The organism is Streptococcus oralis Uo5, from assembly GCF_000253155.1.
Lineage (GTDB): Bacteria > Bacillota > Bacilli > Lactobacillales > Streptococcaceae > Streptococcus > Streptococcus oralis_L.
The window spans coordinates 1,138,116-1,155,146 of the sequence record NC_015291.1 but is presented as its reverse complement, the minus strand read 5'-3'; the positions used below and the strand labels follow the sequence as shown (position 1 = coordinate 1,155,146).

General features: G+C 42.4%; 15 protein-coding genes and 1 other annotated feature (1 of these 16 cut by a window edge). All 15 genes read left to right on the top strand.

From position 1 onward, the window contains the following. Positions 1-20 precede the first annotated feature (20 nt). The 15 genes from mutM (at position 21) to ppc (ending at position 16,860) form a co-directional block, all read left to right on the top strand. Entirely contained in the window at positions 21-845 is an 825-nt protein-coding gene (gene mutM / locus SOR_RS05755) for a DNA-formamidopyrimidine glycosylase (RefSeq protein ID WP_001114614.1), read from the top strand. After that, positions 845-1,450, top strand: coding sequence for a dephospho-CoA kinase (gene coaE / locus SOR_RS05750; RefSeq protein WP_000516173.1), 606 nt, complete (start codon positions 845-847; stop codon positions 1,448-1,450). Before mutM ends, coaE begins: the two co-directional genes overlap by 1 nt. Further along, a complete protein-coding gene (locus SOR_RS05745; RefSeq protein ID WP_001156306.1) occupies positions 1,437-2,636 on the top strand; it encodes a multidrug efflux MFS transporter in 1,200 nt (399 codons plus the stop codon). Before coaE ends, SOR_RS05745 begins: the two co-directional genes overlap by 14 nt. Beyond that, positions 2,636-2,785 (top strand): 50S ribosomal protein L33, encoded by a 150-nt coding sequence (gene rpmG, locus SOR_RS05740; protein WP_007519517.1) that lies wholly within the window; start codon positions 2,636-2,638, stop codon positions 2,783-2,785. Before SOR_RS05745 ends, rpmG begins: the two co-directional genes overlap by 1 nt. A 39-nt stretch (positions 2,786-2,824) precedes the next feature. Continuing rightward, positions 2,825-3,058, top strand: a complete 234-nt coding sequence (secG, locus tag SOR_RS05735; protein WP_000282517.1) for a preprotein translocase subunit SecG — start codon at positions 2,825-2,827, stop codon at positions 3,056-3,058. Positions 3,059-3,165: 107 nt separating this feature from the next. Next, positions 3,166-5,520 (top strand): ribonuclease R, encoded by a 2,355-nt coding sequence (gene rnr / locus SOR_RS05730; RefSeq protein WP_000653285.1) that lies wholly within the window; start codon positions 3,166-3,168, stop codon positions 5,518-5,520. Further along, the gene (gene smpB / locus SOR_RS05725) at positions 5,483-5,950 is read left to right on the top strand and encodes an SsrA-binding protein SmpB (RefSeq protein WP_001051740.1); all 468 of its coding nucleotides are present in this window, start codon (positions 5,483-5,485) and stop codon (positions 5,948-5,950) included. The genes rnr and smpB overlap by 38 nt, the downstream gene beginning before the upstream one ends. A 14-nt stretch (positions 5,951-5,964) precedes the next feature. Then, a complete protein-coding gene (gene tehB, locus SOR_RS05720; protein WP_000413067.1) occupies positions 5,965-6,825 on the top strand; it encodes an SAM-dependent methyltransferase TehB in 861 nt (286 codons plus the stop codon). 177 nt (positions 6,826-7,002) lie between these two features. Then, on the top strand, positions 7,003-8,151 hold the full coding sequence (locus SOR_RS05715) for a PDDEXK family nuclease (protein ID WP_000202637.1): 1,149 nt from the start codon (positions 7,003-7,005) through the stop codon (positions 8,149-8,151). 77 nt (positions 8,152-8,228) lie between these two features. Further along, entirely contained in the window at positions 8,229-9,185 is a 957-nt protein-coding gene (locus tag SOR_RS05710) for a competence protein CoiA (protein ID WP_000495872.1), read from the top strand. 18 nt (positions 9,186-9,203) lie between these two features. After that, positions 9,204-11,006: an oligoendopeptidase F gene (gene pepF, locus SOR_RS05705; protein WP_000244093.1), complete on the top strand. Its 1,803-nt coding sequence runs from the start codon at positions 9,204-9,206 to the stop codon at positions 11,004-11,006. A 1-nt stretch (position 11,007) separates the two neighbouring features. Then, positions 11,008-11,721 (top strand): O-methyltransferase, encoded by a 714-nt coding sequence (locus tag SOR_RS05700; RefSeq protein ID WP_000230397.1) that lies wholly within the window; start codon positions 11,008-11,010, stop codon positions 11,719-11,721. A gap of 67 nt (positions 11,722-11,788) precedes the next feature. Beyond that, positions 11,789-12,730, top strand: a complete 942-nt coding sequence (prsA, locus tag SOR_RS05695; protein ID WP_000728079.1) for a peptidylprolyl isomerase PrsA — start codon at positions 11,789-11,791, stop codon at positions 12,728-12,730. Between the two features lie 186 nt (positions 12,731-12,916). Further along, on the top strand, positions 12,917-14,140 hold the full coding sequence (ftsW, locus tag SOR_RS05690; RefSeq protein WP_000703341.1) for a cell division peptidoglycan polymerase FtsW: 1,224 nt from the start codon (positions 12,917-12,919) through the stop codon (positions 14,138-14,140). Between the two features lie 23 nt (positions 14,141-14,163). Continuing rightward, positions 14,164-16,860, top strand: coding sequence for a phosphoenolpyruvate carboxylase (gene ppc, locus SOR_RS05685; RefSeq protein ID WP_000058161.1), 2,697 nt, complete (start codon positions 14,164-14,166; stop codon positions 16,858-16,860). Between the two features lie 96 nt (positions 16,861-16,956). Then, positions 16,957-17,031 (top strand) — a binding site (T-box leader); it runs 142 nt beyond the window's last position.

The following is a 17,031-nucleotide window of genomic DNA, read 5'->3' as shown; positions in this document are numbered from 1 at the left end:
TTTTTACAGAAGGAGGATTTATGCCTGAATTACCAGAGGTTGAAACCGTTCGTCGTGGCTTAGAAAAATTGATTTTGGGAAAGAAGATTTCGAGTATAGAGATTGCTTATCCTAAGATGATCAAGACAGATTTGGATGAGTTTCAAAGGGAAGTGCCTGGCCAAGTAATTGAGTCCGTGGGGCGCCGTGGAAAATATTTGCTTTTTTACCTAACAAACAAGGTCTTGATTTCTCATTTGCGGATGGAGGGCAAGTATTTTTACTATCCAGACCAAGTTCCAGAACGTAAACACGCCCATGTTTTCTTCCATTTTGAGGATGGCGGCACTCTTGTATATGAGGACGTACGCAAGTTTGGTACTATGGAACTGCTGGCACCCGACCTTTTGGACGCCTACTTTATTTCTAAGAAACTAGGTCCTGAGCCAAAAGAGCAGGATTTTGATTTGCAGGTCTTTCAAGCTGCCCTAGCCAAATCTAAGAAGCCTATCAAATCTCACCTTTTAGACCAGACCTTGGTAGCTGGCCTTGGCAATATCTATGTAGATGAGGTCCTCTGGCGAGCTCAGGTTCATCCAGCAAGACCTTCGCAAACTTTGACAGCAGCAGAAGCGTCAGCTATTCATGACCAGACCATTGCTGTTTTGGGGCAGGCTGTTGAAAAGGGTGGCTCTACCATTCGGACCTATACCAATGCCTTTGGGGAAGATGGAACCATGCAGGATTTTCATCAGGTCTATGATAAGGCTGGTCAAGCATGTTCACGCTGTGGCACCCTCATTGAGAAATTCCAGCTCGGTGGAAGGGGAACTCATTTTTGTCCTCAGTGTCAAAGGAGGGGCTAATGGGAAAAATCATTGGAATCACAGGAGGAATTGCCTCAGGTAAGTCAACTGTGACAAATTTCCTAAGAGAGCAAGGTTTTCAAGTGGTTGATGCTGACGCAGTCGTCCACCAGCTACAAAAACCTGGTGGTCGTCTTTATCAGCTCTTAGTTCAGCACTTTGGGCAGAAAATCATCCTTGAAAATGGAGAACTCAATCGCCCTCTCCTGGCTAGTCTCATCTTTTCAAATCCTGAGGAGCAGGAATGGTCTAAACAAACACAAGGAGAGATTATTCGTGAGGAATTGGCTGCATTGCGAGACCAGTTGATTCAGACAGAAGCGATTTTTTTCATGGATATTCCCCTGCTTTTTGAACAGGGCTACAGTGCTTGGTTTGATGAAACGTGGCTGGTCTATGTGGACTATGATATCCAATTGGAACGATTCATGAAACGGGATCATCTTTCTAAGGAAGTCGCCGAGTCGCGTCTTTCCGCCCAGTGGTCTTTAGAAGAAAAGAAAAAATTGGCAAGTCATATATTAGATAACAATGGCAGTCGTGATCAGCTTGTGGGTCAAGTAGTGAAGTTACTTGAAGGAGGCGACAGCTGTGCAAGAGATTAGTTGGAAAGAGAATCTTCGTGTCGCCTGGTTTGGTAGTTTTTTAACGGGCGCCAGCATTTCCTTGGTCGTTCCTTTTATGCCTATCTTTGTAGAGCAGTTGGGAATCGAAAGAAATCAAGTAACTTTCTATGCTGGATTAGCCATCTCGGTCTCGGCTGTTTCAGCAGCTCTAGTTTCTCCCATCTGGGGTATTCTTGCTGACAAATATGGACGAAAGCCCATGATGATTCGAGCAGGTCTTGCCATGACCATCACTATGGGAGGTTTGGCCTTCGTACCCAATATCTATTGGCTACTCTTTCTGCGCTTGCTCAATGGTGTATTTACTGGTTTTGTCCCCAATGCAACGGCCTTGATTGCTAGTCAGGTACCCAAAGATAAGTCTGGAGCGGCTCTGGGGACTCTATCTACAGGAGTTGTTGCAGGAACACTGACGGGTCCCTTTGTTGGAGGCTTTATTGCTGAAATTTTTGGCATTCGCAATGTCTTTTTATTGGTGGGTGCTTTCCTATTTTTAGCTGCAATCCTGACTATTTTCTTTATCAAGGAAGATTTTCAACCAGTGGCTAAGGAGAAGGCTATCCCAACGAAAGAAGTATTTTCTTCTTTCAAGTATCCTAGGCTTTTAGTAAACCTATTTTTGACGAGCTTTGTCATTCAATTTTCAGCTCAATCAATTGGTCCCATTCTAGCTCTCTATGTGCGGGACTTAGGGCAGTCCGAAAATCTCCTATTTATATCAGGATTGATCGTATCCAGCATGGGATTTTCTAGCATGATGAGTGCTGGAATTCTAGGAAAACTTGGCGATAAGGTAGGGAATCATAGATTGTTGGTCACAGCACAGATTTATTCCGTTATCATTTACCTTCTTTGTGCCCATGCGACCAGCCCCCTTCAACTTGGCTTGTATCGTTTTCTCTTTGGTTTGGGAACGGGAGCTCTCATACCGGGAGTCAATGCCCTTCTCAGCAAAATGACTCCAAAATCAGGTATTTCAAGGATTTTCGCCTTCAACCAAGTCTTTTTTTACCTCGGTGGAGTGATTGGACCTATGGCGGGATCCGCAGTTGCAGGATATTTGGGCTATCATGCTGTCTTTTATGCGACAGCAGCCTGTGTAGCTTTCAGTTGTTTATGTAACATAGTGCAATTTAGATCATTATTAAAAGTAAAGGAAATCTAGTGCGAGTAAAAATCAATCTCAAGTGCTCCTCTTGTGGCAGCATGAATTATCTAACCAGTAAGAACTCCAAAACTCATCCAGACAAGATTGAGGTGTTAAAATATTGTCCAAAGGAAAGAAAAGTAACTTTACATCTTGAATCTAAGTAGAATTTATGGTAAAATAATAGGGATTTTAAGGAGTTTGATATGTATAACCTATTATTAACCATTTTATTAGTATTATCTGTTGTGATTGTGATTGCGATTTTCATGCAACCAACTAAAAACCAATCCAGCAATGTATTTGATGCCAGCTCAGGTGATTTGTTTGAACGTAGTAAAGCGCGTGGTTTTGAAGCTGTGATGCAACGTTTGACAGGTATTTTAGTCTTTTTCTGGCTAGCCATTGCCTTAGCATTGACGGTATTATCAAGTAGATAAGAAATGGGCGAGACTAGGTCTTAGCCTCTTTTTATTTTTATTAAGTATTAAATGATGTTTGAAAAGGTCTTACAGTAACAGAAAATTAAAAAATCTAGAAAGAAAACATGAAAGATAAAATTAAAGAATATTTGCAAGAGAAGGGGCGAGTGACGGTAAATGACCTAGCTCAGGTTCTCGGAAAGGATGGATCCAAGGATTTCCGTGAGTTGATTAAGACCCTGTCTCTAATGGAAAGAAAGCACCAGATTCGATTTGGAGAAGATGGAAGCCTTACCTTGGACCAGAAGAAGAAACATGAAATCACCCTCAAAGGGGTTTTTCATGCCCATAAAAATGGGTTTGGCTTTGTCAGCCTGGAAGGCGAAGAGGACGACCTTTTTGTAGGAAAAAACGATGTCAACTATGCCATTGATGGTGATACCGTAGAGGTCGTGATTAAGAAAGTCGCTGACCGTAACAAGGGAACTGCTGCAGAAGCCAAAATTATCGATATTCTAGAGCATAGCCTGACGACAGTTGTCGGGCAAATCGTTCTGGATCAGGAAAAACCTAAGTATGCTGGCTACATTCGTTCAAAGAATCAGAAAATCAGCCAACCGATTTATGTGAAGAAACCAGCTCTTAAACTAGAGGGAACGGAAGTTCTCAAGGTCTTTATCGACAAATACCCAAGTAGAAAACACGATTTCTTTGTCGCTAGTGTACTGGATGTAGTGGGTCACTCTACTGATGCTGGGATTGATGTCCTTGAAGTTTTGGAGTCTATGGATATTGTCTCTGAATTTCCAGCGGCTGTTCTCAAGGAGGCGGAAAGTGTGCCTGATGCTCCTTCAGAAAAGGATATGGAGGGGCGTCTTGATTTGAGAGATGAGCTTACCTTTACCATTGACGGCGCGGATGCCAAGGACTTGGACGATGCAGTTCACATCAAGCCTTTGAAAAATGGCAATATCGAACTCGGAGTTCACATCGCGGATGTTTCCTACTATGTGACTGAGGGCTCTGCCCTTGACAAGGAAGCCCTTAACCGGGCAACTTCTGTCTATGTGACAGACCGTGTAGTACCTATGCTACCAGAACGACTGTCAAATGGCATCTGCTCTCTCAATCCTCAAGTAGATCGCTTGACCCAGTCTGCCATTATGGAGATTGATAAACATGGTCGTGTGGTTAATTACACCATTACCCAAACGGTTATCAAGACTAGTTTTCGTATGACCTATAGCGCTGTTAATGATATCCTAGCTGGCGATGAGGAAAAGAGACAAGAGTTTAAGAAAATTGTTCCTAGTATCGAGCTCATGGCCAAGCTTCATGAAAGGCTAGAAAACATGCGTGAGAAACGTGGTGCCCTGAATTTTGATACCAACGAAGCTAAGATTTTGGTGGATAAAAAAGGCAAGCCTGTGGATATTGTCCTCCGTCAACGCGGCGTTGCTGAGCGGATGATCGAGTCCTTCATGTTGATTGCTAACGAAACAGTTGCCGAGCACTTTAGCAAGCTGGACCTACCTTTTATCTATCGGATTCATGAGGAGCCTAAGGCAGAAAAAGTTCAGAAGTTTATTGACTATGCTTCAAGCTTTGGTTTGCGGATTTATGGGACTGCCAGTGAGATTAGCCAAGAGGCGCTTCAAGATATCATGCGTGCTGTTGAGGGAGAGCCTTATGCGGATGTATTGTCCATGATGCTTCTCCGCTCCATGCAACAAGCTCGCTATTCAGAGCACAATCACGGTCACTATGGTCTTGCTGCTGATTATTATACTCACTTTACCAGTCCGATTCGCCGTTATCCAGATCTCCTTGTCCACCGTATGATTCGGGATTACGGCCGTTCCAAGGAAATAGCAGAGCATTTTGAGCAAGTGATTCCAGAGATTGCAACCCAGTCTTCCAACCGTGAACGTCGTGCCATCGAGGCAGAGCGTGAAGTCGAAGCTATGAAAAAGGCTGAGTACATGGAAGAATACGTGGGCGAAGAGTATGATGCGGTTGTATCCAGCATCGTCAAATTCGGTCTCTTTGTCGAATTGCCAAATACAGTTGAAGGCTTGATTCACATTACTAATTTGCCTGAATTTTATCATTTCAACGAGCGTGACTTGACACTCCGTGGGGAGAAATCGGGCATAACTTTCCGTGTAGGACAGCAGATTCGCATTCGGGTTGAAAGAGCGGATAAGATGACAGGTGAAATTGACTTCTCTTATATCCCAAGTGAGTTTGATGTGATTGAAAAAGGCTTGAAACAAGCTGGGCGCAAAGACAGAGGTCGTGGTTCAAGTCGTCGTTCGGATAAGAAGGAAGACAAGAGAAAATCAGGGCGCTCAAATGATAAGCACAAGCATTCACAAAAAGACAAGAAGAAAAAGGGGAAGAACCCTTTTTACAAGGAAGTAGCTAAGAAAGGAGCCAAGCATGGCAAAGGGCGAGGGAAAGGTCGTCGCACAAAATAAAAAAGCGCACCACGACTATACAATCGTAGATACGCTAGAGGCAGGAATGGTCCTGACCGGAACTGAAATCAAGAGCGTTCGAGCTGCTCGAATCAATCTCAAGGACGGCTTTGCTCAAGTAAAAAATGGGGAAGTCTGGCTGAGCAATGTCCATATCGCCCCTTACGAAGAGGGCAATATCTGGAACCAGGAACCGGAACGACGTCGCAAACTTCTGCTCCATAAGAAGCAAATTCAAAAATTGGAACAAGAGACCAAAGGGACAGGAATGACCCTTGTTCCCCTTAAAGTCTATATCAAAGATGGTTATGCTAAACTCCTTTTAGGACTTGCTAAAGGGAAACATGACTATGACAAACGGGAGTCGATCAAGCGTCGTGACCAAAACCGCGACATCGCGCGTGTGATGAAAGCTGTCAACCAGCGTTAAGAAGAGGAAGTAAAATGGAAAAATTAATTGCCTATAAACGGATGCCCTTGTGGAATAAACAAACCATGCCTGAAGCTGTCCAGCAAAAGCACAATACTAAAGTCGGCACTTGGGGAAAAATTACTGTCTTGAAGGGTGCTCTCAAGTTTATTGAGCTGACAGAAGATGGTGAGGTTCTAGCTGAGTACCTCTTTGAGGCAGGAGCTGACAATCCTATGGCGCAACCACAAGCCTGGCACCGAGTGGAGGCTGCGACAGACGATGTAGAGTGGTACTTGGAATTTTATTGTAAACCTGAGGATTATTTCCCTAAGAAATACAATACCAATCCAGTCCACTCAGAGGTCCTAGAAGCTATGCAGACGGTGAAACCGGGGAAAGCCTTGGATTTGGGTTGTGGTCAGGGGCGTAACTCTCTCTTTCTCGCACAGAATGGTTTTGATGTGACAGCTGTTGATCAAAATGAATTGTCCCTTGAAATCTTGCAAAGCATCGTAGAGCAAGAGGATCTCGACATGCCTGTCGGACTTTATGATATCAATTCAGCCAGCATTAGCCAAGCCTATGATTTCATCGTATCGACAGTTGTTCTGATGTTCCTACAAGCGGACCGCATTCCAGCTATTATCCAAAATATGCAGGAGCACACCACGGTCGGTGGTTACAATCTTATCGTCTGTGCCATGGATACAGAGGATTATCCTTGCTCGGTTAATTTCCCATTCACCTTTAAAGAAGGGGAGTTGGCGGACTACTACAAGGATTGGGAATTGATCAAGTATAATGAAAACCCAGGACATCTGCACCGTCGTGATGAAAATGGCAATCGTATTCAACTACGCTTTGCGACCATGTTAGCTAAAAAGATCAAGTAAATCAAACCTATACCAGCGAATAGAAACTACTTTGCAAGGTTTCTATTCGTTTTTGTTTGCGTTGGTTGATTGGGGCAAGCAGGATTTTATGCTATACTAGAAGTAGGAAATCTGAGTAGTAGGGCTGTATTGCCGATACTCTCAGCGCAAGAAAGTCTTTATGATGGAGGTGGTCGAATGACGAGTCTTTTGGTGGAATTGTATGATCGGCATGTATTGGAAAAGAATGTCTACCAAGCCTTTATCAGTGATTGTGACGAGATTCTTTTTCTATCTTTGACGAAAATAAGCAATGAAGAGAAGCTCTCTCTCCGTCAGTTTATCATGGAAGAGGTACCTCATATTCAACGAGTGACCTTTCGTCAGTTATCCTTAGAACAACTAGCAGACCAGTTAGATTATTGTCTAGCAGGCTATGACCAGGTTCTTCTTGATGTTTTTGGTGGGGATTCGCTACTAGCCTTATCTCTCTATCAATACGGCTTGGATCGCCACCTCCCCATCGTAGCCATGGATGTCGAACGAGGAAAACAATACAAGTGGGTGGCTGGTCAGTTAGAAAAAGAAGACCTAGACATTCCAACCCTAAGCATCCAACAGCTGATCGCCTTGCGTGGCGGAAAAATGCTCAAATCAAAACGCCCTATCCACTCAGCTCAGCAAATTGCAGCCGTCAAAAAACTAGCCAGTTCTGCCATTGCCAACCCTGCCCACTGGTATCAAGTGACCCAATTTTTCTCTCTAGCTAAGACCAATGACCTGCATGCTGATACCGAAAAAATACTGGAAAACAACGGCAGGTATTATCACTATCCAGAATCCCTCATTCCTTTACTTGTGGAAGCGGGGATGCTTTGTATTGAAAGTGAGGACAAGAAACGAGTAGCATACAGCTTTCCAAGTCAAGAAGCTCAGGTCTTTTGCCGCAACAAGGGGCATATTTTAGAGGTATATCTCTATCTCTTGGCACTTGAATCGCAGCTGTTTGATGAGTGCATGATAGGCGGTGAGATTGATTGGAATGGCATCTTTCCAGAGGCAGACAATGTTCAAAATGAGATTGATGTCATTCTGAGAAAGGGGCGCTCAATTACCTTTATCTCCTGCAAGATGACAGATTTATCTGTTGAAGCCATCAACGAACTAGAAGTCTATGCCAATCATTTTGCCGGGGAGAGTTACCTCAAGTTAATTGTCTGTACGGGGAAAATCAATCCTGCTTATGCCAATCGCTGCCAGGAATACGGCGTGCTGGTCATTAGAAGTGAGCAGATTCCCAATCTCATTCCCATGCTAAAAAAATATTCTAAGAGACAAAAAAGATAAGAAATAATATCATGAAAGGCTGGGATTCCAGTCTTTTTTTCTTTCTTTTTCGAATAAATGAGAAAAGGAGGTAGACCATGTTTGTAGCCAGAGATGCCAAGGGGAAATTGGTGAATGCCCTCGAAAAAGATGTTACCAAGCAAGCTTATACTTGTCCAGCCTGTGGTGGTGGACTACGATTACGCCAAGGACCGAGGATTCGAACGCACTTTGCCCATGAAAGGTTAAGAGATTGTATGGCTATTTTTGAGAATGAAAGTCCAGAACACTTGGGTAACAAAGAGGCCCTTTATCACTGGGCCAAGAAGGACAATCAGGTCGCCTTAGAATATAGTCTGCCTGCGATTCAGCAGATAGCAGATGTTCTCGTCAATGAAAAACTAGCTCTTGAGGTTCAGTGCAGTCCCTTGTCTCAAAAGCTTCTAGGCGATAGAAGTCAAGGATACCGCAGCCAGGGCTATCAGGTTATCTGGTTACTGGGAGAAAAACTCTGGTTAAAAGAGCGATTAACACAATTGCAAAGGGGATTTCTCTATTTTAGTCAAAATATGGGATTCTATGTTTGGGAACTAGATCTCAAAAAGCAAGTTTTGAGACTTAAATACCTTTTACATCAGGACCTACGTGGCAAACTTCATTTTCAGGTCAAGGAATTTCCCTATGGCCAAGGAAATCTCTTGGAAATTCTACGATTTCCTTATCAAAAACAAAAGCTAGCTAGTCTTACAGTTTCTCAAGATTCAACTATCTGTCACTACATTCGCCAACAGTTGTACTACCAAATGCCTTACTGGATGAAGAAGCAAGAAGAGGCCTATCATCAAGGAGACAATCTATTAAACCGTCAACTGGACGACTGGTATCCCCAGGTCAGACCGATAGAGTCAGGTGATTTTTTGCAGATTGAAACGGATTTGACTAGCTATTATAGAAATTTTCAGGCCTACTATCAAAAAAATCCTAAAAATAATCGCCAAAAGCTCTATCCACCAGCCTTTTATCACTTATATTTCTCAAAAAATGTGGTAAAATAGAAAGGATGGAGGAATCTTATGGTATTACAACGACATGAAATAAATGAAAAAGATACATGGGATCTTTCGACAATCTACCCAACAGACCAGGCTTGGGAAGAAGCCTTGAAAGATTTAACTGAAAAAGTACAAACAGCAGCCCAGTATGAGGGGCATCTCTTGGACAGCGCAGACAGTTTGCTTGAGATCACAGAATTCTCACTTGACTTGGAACGCCAAGTTGAAAAGCTTTATGTCTATGCGCATATGAAAAATGATCAGGACACGCGTGAAGCCAAGTATCAAGAGTACTATGCTAAGGCAATGACCCTATACAGTCAGTTAGAACAAGCCTTTTCATTCTATGAACCTGAGTTTATGGAGATTAGCGAAGAGCAGTATGCGGCCTTCCTAGAAGCTCAACCAAAACTCCAAGTTTACAAGCACTTTTTTGACAAGCTCTTGCAAAAGAAAGACCATGTTCTTTCGCAACGTGAGGAAGAATTGCTTGCTGGAGCAGGAGAAATTTTTGGCGCTGCTAGTGAAACCTTTGCTATTTTGGACAATGCAGATATCACCTTTCCATACGTCTTGGATGATGAAGGCAAGGAAGTACAGCTCTCTCACGGAACATATTCTCGCTTGATGGAATCTAAAAATCGTGAAGTGCGCCGTGGTGCCTATGAAGCCCTCTATGCGACTTACGAGCAATTCCAACATACTTATGCGAAGACATTGCAAACAAATGTCAAGGTGCAAAACTACCGAGCAAAAGTTCGCAACTATAAGAGTGCTCGCCATGCAGCCCTCGCGGCAAACTTTGTTCCAGAAAGTGTCTATGACAATCTAGTAGCTGCAGTTCGCAAGCATTTGCCACTCTTGCATCGTTACCTAGAACTTCGTTCTAAAATCTTGGGTATTTCCGACCTCAAGATGTACGATGTCTACACTCCACTATCTTCAGTAGATTATAGCTTTACCTACGAAGAAGCCTTGAAAAAGGCAGAAGAAGCTTTGGCAGTTTTAGGTGACGACTACTTGAGCCGTGTTAAACGTGCCTTCAGTGAGCGTTGGATTGATGTCTATGAAAACCAAGGCAAGCGTTCAGGTGCCTACTCTGGTGGTTCTTATGATACCAATGCCTTTATGCTTCTCAACTGGCAGGATAATCTAGATAATCTTTTTACCCTTGTTCATGAAACAGGCCACAGTATGCACTCAAGCTATACTCGTGAAACCCAGCCTTATGTTTACGGAGATTATTCTATCTTCTTGGCGGAGATTGCCTCAACGACCAATGAAAATATCTTGACAGAAAAATTATTGGAAGAAGTAGAAGACGATGCGACACGCTTTGCTATCCTCAATAACTTCCTGGACGGTTTCCGTGGAACAGTCTTCCGTCAAACTCAATTCGCTGAGTTTGAACATGCCATCCACCAAGCAGACCAAAATGGAGAAGTCTTGACAAGTGATTTCCTCAATAAACTCTACGCTGACCTGAACCAAGAGTACTATGGACTCAGCAAGGAAGACAATCCTCAGATCCAATACGAGTGGGCACGCATTCCGCATTTCTACTATAACTACTATGTTTATCAGTATTCAACAGGTTTTGCAGCAGCTTCAGCCTTGGCTGAGAAGATTGTCCATGGTAGTCAAGAAGATCGTGACCGCTATATCGACTACCTCAAGGCAGGTAAATCTGACTATCCACTCAATGTCATGAGAAAAGCAGGAGTGGATATGGAGAAGGAAGACTATCTCAACGATGCCTTTGCAGTCTTTGAACGTCGCTTGAACGAGTTTGAAGCCCTTGTTGAAAAATTGGGACTAGCTTAAGATGGTAGAGTCTTATAGTAAAAATGCCAATCACAATATGCGTCGCCCCATCGTCAAGGAAGAAATCGTAGAACTCATGCGCCAGCGTCAAAAGCAGGTGACAGGCTCCCTGAAAGAATTGGAGACCTTCGCTCGTAAGGAAAACATTCCCATTATTCCCCATGAAACGGTCGTGTATTTTCGATTTCTCATGGAGACCATACAGCCTAAGAATATTTTGGAAATTGGAACGGCAATTGGCTTTTCTGCCCTCCTGATGGCGGAACATGCGCCAAATGCCAAGATTACAACGATTGACCGTAATCCTGAGATGATAGGCTTTGCCAAGGAAAACTTTGCCCAGTTTGACAGTCGTAAGCAAATCACCCTCCTAGAGGGAGATGCAGTCGATGTTTTATCTAGTCTGACAGAAACTTATGATTTTGTCTTTATGGATTCGGCCAAGTCCAAGTATATCGTCTTTCTGCCTGAAATTCTTAAACATTTGGAAGTCGGTGGAGTGGTGGTCTTGGATGATATTTTCCAAGGAGGAGATGTTGCCAAGGATATCATGGAAGTACGCCGAGGTCAACGCACCATTTACCGTGGTTTGCAAAGACTTTTCGACGCAACTTTGGACAATCCAGGTCTAACAGCAACTTTAGTTCCACTTGGGGACGGCATTCTCATGATACGAAAGAATCTAGCAGAAGTAGAGCTTCCTGAGAGCGAATGATTTTCAGAAAAATTTAAGAAATTATAGTAAAATAGATAAGGTAACACTTACCGTAAAAGGAGTAAACATGAAGAAAAAACTTATGGCAGGAGCCATCACACTTTTATCAGTAGCAACACTTGCAGCTTGTTCAAACAGTTCTGAAGGAAAAGATTTGATCAGCATGAAGGGCGATGTGATTACAGAACATCAATTCTTTGAAGAAGTAAAGAACAATCCAACCGCACAACAAGTCTTGCTCAATATGACTATCCAAAAAGTATTCGAACAACAATATGGATCAGAGGTAACGGATAAAGATGTGGATGACGCCGTTGCTGAAGAACAAAAGAAATACGGTGATAGCTATAACAGCGTGCTTCAACGTGCAGGTATGACACCTGAGACTCGTAAAGCTCAAATCCGTACTAGCAAATTGGTTGAATTGGCGGTTAAGAAGGCCGCTGAGAGCGAATTGACAGACGAAGCCTACCAAAAGGCTTTTGAAGCGTACACACCAGATGTAACTGCTCAAATCATCCGTATGGACAATGAAGACAAGGCAAAAGAAGTACTTGAGAAAGCTAAAGCAGAAGGTGCGGATTTTGCTCAGTTGGCAAAAGACAACTCTAACGACGACAAAACAAAAGAAAATGGTGGAGAAATCACTTTTGACTCTGCTTCAACAGAACTTCCAGAACAAGTCAAGAAAGCAGCCTTTGCCTTGGATGTGAACGGGGTTTCTGATGTGATTACAGCTACTGGAACACAAGCCTACAGCAGTCAGTTCTACATCATCAAAGTAACGAAGAAAACAGAAAAATCTTCTAATATAGAGGATTACAAAGAAAAATTGAAGACCATCATCTTGACTCAAAAACAAAATGATTCAGCCTTTGTTCAAGGAGTAATTGGTAAAGAATTGCAAGCAGCAAACATCAAGGTTAAAGACCAATCATTCCAAAACATCTTCACCCAATACATCGGTGGTGGTGACTCAAGCTCAAGCAGCAGCTCTTCATCTAACTAAGAAAGCAAAAACAAATCTCAAAAGAGATTTGTTTTTTTATACCTGATACTAGAAAATGAGTAAAATTCGAAGGATTAAAGGATAAGAGTTTTTTTCTTTCTGAAAAAGTGGTATAATAGCAATCAAAACTAGAAAATAAAACGGAATTGGGAACAGAAGCGTCTGTTCCTATTAGAGTGGTGAAATATGAAAATTAGTAAAAGGCACCTACTAAACTATTCCATTTTGATTCCTTATTTCCTTTTATCGATTTTGGGACTGATTGTGGTGTACTCGACAACGAGTGCAACCTTGATCGAAGAAGGAAAAAGTGCCTTTCAATTGGTGCGTAACCAGGGGATCTTCTGGATAGCTAGTTTGATTCTGATTGCCTTAATCTATAAATTAAAATTAGGTTTCCTAAGAAATGGGCGTCTCATCTTTATCGTAATGATTGTGGAGATGGTTCTTTTAGCTCTGGCGCGACTGGTCGGGACACCTGTCAATGGAGCATACGGATGGATTTCTGTAGGACCTGTAACGATTCAGCCTGCGGAGTACCTTAAGATTATCATCATCTGCTACCTGGCACATCGATTTTCAAAGGAACAAGATGAGATTGCAGTTTATGACTTCCAGGTTTTGACACAGAATCAGTGGCTACCTCGAGCTTTTAACGACTGGCGTTTTGTTCTGCTGGTTCTGATTGGTAGCTTGGGAATTTTTCCAGACTTGGGTAATGCGACCATCTTGGTCTTGGTGGCGCTCATCATGTATACGGTTAGTGGGATTGCCTATCGTTGGTTCTCGACCATTCTAGCTCTCTTGGCAGGGAGCTCAATGTTAGTCTTGTCTGTCATTCGCTTTGTTGGGGTTGAAAAGTTCTCTCAAATTCCTGTATTTGGTTACGTTGCTAAACGTTTTAGTGCCTTCTTCAATCCCTTTAATGATTTGGCGGGGGCAGGACATCAGCTCGCAAATTCCTACTATGCAATGGTAAATGGAGGCTGGTTCGGACTGGGACTAGGGAATTCTATCGAGAAGCGTGGTTATCTGCCAGAAGCCCATACGGATTTTGTCTTTTCGATTGTCATCGAGGAGTTTGGATTTGTTGGAGCCAGTATGATTTTGGCTCTACTCTTCTTCTTGATTTTGCGAATCATCTTGGTTGGTATTCGAGCAAAGGATCCCTTTAACTCCATGGTTGCTATTGGTGTCGGAGGGATGATCCTTGTTCAGGTATTTGTCAATATCGGTGGGATTTCAGGATTGATTCCTTCTACAGGGGTAACCTTCCCCTTCCTTTCACAAGGTGGGAACAGTCTCCTGGTATTATCAGTAGCCATCGCGCTTGTACTAAACATTGATGCCAGCGAAAAACGTGCCAAACTTATCAGAGAATACGAGAATCAAACCGATGAAAGTCTGTAAGGATTGAATGGAAAGGAAAGTATATGTCTCTTCAAAAATTAGAAAACTATAGTAATAAAGCAGTTGTCCAAGAAGAAGTCTTGATTCTGACTGAGCTATTAGAAGATATTACAAAAAATATGCTGGCGCCAGAAACCTTTGAAAAGATTATCCAGTTAAAGGAATTATCAACTAGCGAGGATTATCAAGGGCTCAATGACCTAGTGACAAGTCTTTCGAATGAAGAAATGATTTACATTTCACGCTATTTCTCTATCCTTCCACTTTTGATTAATATCTCCGAGGATGTGGATTTGGCCTATGAAATTAATCACCAAAACAATGTGGACCAAGACTATCTAGGAAAACTATCTACAACGATTAAGATGGTAGCTGAAAAAGAAAATGCAGCTGAAATTTTAGAAAAGTTAAATGTCGTTCCTGTCTTGACCGCCCATCCAACGCAAGTACAACGCAAGAGTATGCTGGATTTGACCAACCATATCCATACGCTCTTGCGCAAGTACCGTGATGTCAAACTCGGCTTGATTAATAAAGAAAAATGGCACACAGATCTCCGTCGTTACATTGAAATTATCATGCAAACGGACATGATTCGTGAGAAGAAATTGAAAGTAACCAACGAAATCACCAACGTGATGGAGTACTACCAAAGTTCTTTCCTGAATGCTGTTCCACGTTTGACAGCTGAGTATAAAAAAATGGCCAAAGAACAAGGTATCGATCTCCAACATCCAAAACCGATTACCATGGGGATGTGGATCGGAGGAGACCGTGATGGAAATCCTTTCGTAACTGCAGAAACCCTCAACAAATCAGCCTTGACTCAGTGTGAAGTCATCATGAACTACTATGATGAAAAGATTTATAATCTTTATCGTGAATTTTCACTGTCAACCAGCATCGTGAATGTCAGCGACAAGGTTCGTGAGATGGCGCTGAAGTCACAAGATAACTCCATTTACCGTGAAAAAGAACTCTATCGTCGTGCTCTTTTTGACATTCAAGCTAAGATGCAGGCAACCAAGGCTTATCTCATTGAAGACAAGGAACTTCAGCCTAGATATGCCACTGCAGATGAATTCTATCAAGATTTGTTGGCGATTCGCGATTCTCTCCTTGAAAACAAAGGGGAATACCTGATTTCTGGAGAATTTGTCGAGTTGATGCAGGCAGTTGAAATCTTTGGCTTCTATCTTGCCTCTATCGACATGCGCCAGGATTCTAGTGTTCACGAAGCCTGTGTGGCTGAATTGCTAGCATCAGCTGGTATCAACGACCACTATAGCGACCTTTCTGAAGACGAAAAATGTACCCTCCTCTTAAAAGAGTTGGAAGAAGATCCTCGTATCCTCTCAGCGACTCATGCTCAAAAGTCAGAACTTCTTGAGAAGGAACTGTCTATCTTTAAAGCTGCCCGCAAGTTGAAGGATAAACTGGGTGAAAACGTCATTCGTCAAACCATCATTTCTCACGCAACAAGTGTATCCGATATGTTAGAGCTAGCCATTATGCTTAAGGAAGTCGGTTTGGTGGATGCCCAAAAAGCCCGCGTTCAGATTGTTCCCCTCTTTGAAACGATCGAGGACTTGGATCACTCAGAAGAAACCATGAGAAGATATTTCTCTCTTCCTTTGGCTAAAAAATGGATTGCTTCAAAAGACAACTACCAAGAAATCATGCTTGGTTACTCTGATAGTAACAAGGACGGTGGTTACCTATCATCATGTTGGACTCTCTATAAAGCGCAACAACAACTGACTGCTATTGGGGATGAATTTGGCGTTAAAGTCACTTTCTTCCATGGTCGTGGTGGTACTGTGGGTCGTGGTGGTGGACCAACTTATGAAGCCATCACATCTCAACCACTTAAGTCTATTAAGGACCGTATCCGTTTGACTGAGCAAGGAGAAGTGATTGGAAACAAATACGGTAACAAAGATGCTGCCTATTATAACCTTGAAATGTTGGTTTCTGCAGCCATTAACCGTATGATTACCAAGAAGAAGAGTGATACCAATACATCAAACCGTTACGAAGCCATCATGGACCAAGTAGTGGACCGCAGCTACGATATCTACCGTGACTTGGTCTTTGGAAATGAACATTTCTATGACTATTTCTTTGAATCAAGCCCAATCAAGGCTATTTCAAGCTTCAATATCGGTTCGCGTCCAGCAGCTCGTAAGACCATCACTGAAATTGGCGGTTTGCGCGCTATCCCTTGGGTCTTCTCATGGTCACAAAGCCGTGTCATGTTCCCTGGATGGTATGGTGTAGGATCAAGCTTTAAAGAGTTTATTGATCAAGATCCGAAAAATATCGAGTTTCTTCGTGATATGTACCAAAACTGGCCTTTCTTCCAATCTTTGCTTTCCAATGTAGACATGGTCTTGTCAAAGTCTAACATGAATATTGCCTTTGAATATGCCAAGCTCTGTGAAGACGAAGAAGTGCAAGCTATCTACTACACTATTTTAGATGAATGGCAGTTAACCAAGGATGTTATTTTAGCTATCGAAGGTTATGATGAACTCTTAGCAGAAAACTCTTACCTAAAAGACAGCCTAAACTATCGTATGCCTTACTTTAATATCCTTAACTACATCCAGTTGGAGTTGATTAAACGTCAACGTCGCGGCGAATTGTCGGCAGACGAAGAAAAACTGATCCATACAACCATTAACGGAATTGCAACTGGTTTACGTAATTCAGGCTGATATTCTACAAACTTCCTCTTTTTTCAAGGGGAAGTTTTTGAATTGTTTAAAAAATTCTAAAAATAGTCTTGACAAGTAGTTGAAAAATGATATAATTTAAATATTCAGAAAGTAATCATTGAAGTTTTTTAGAGAGTCTGTGGTTGGTGGAAACAGATAGATGAAAGTGAT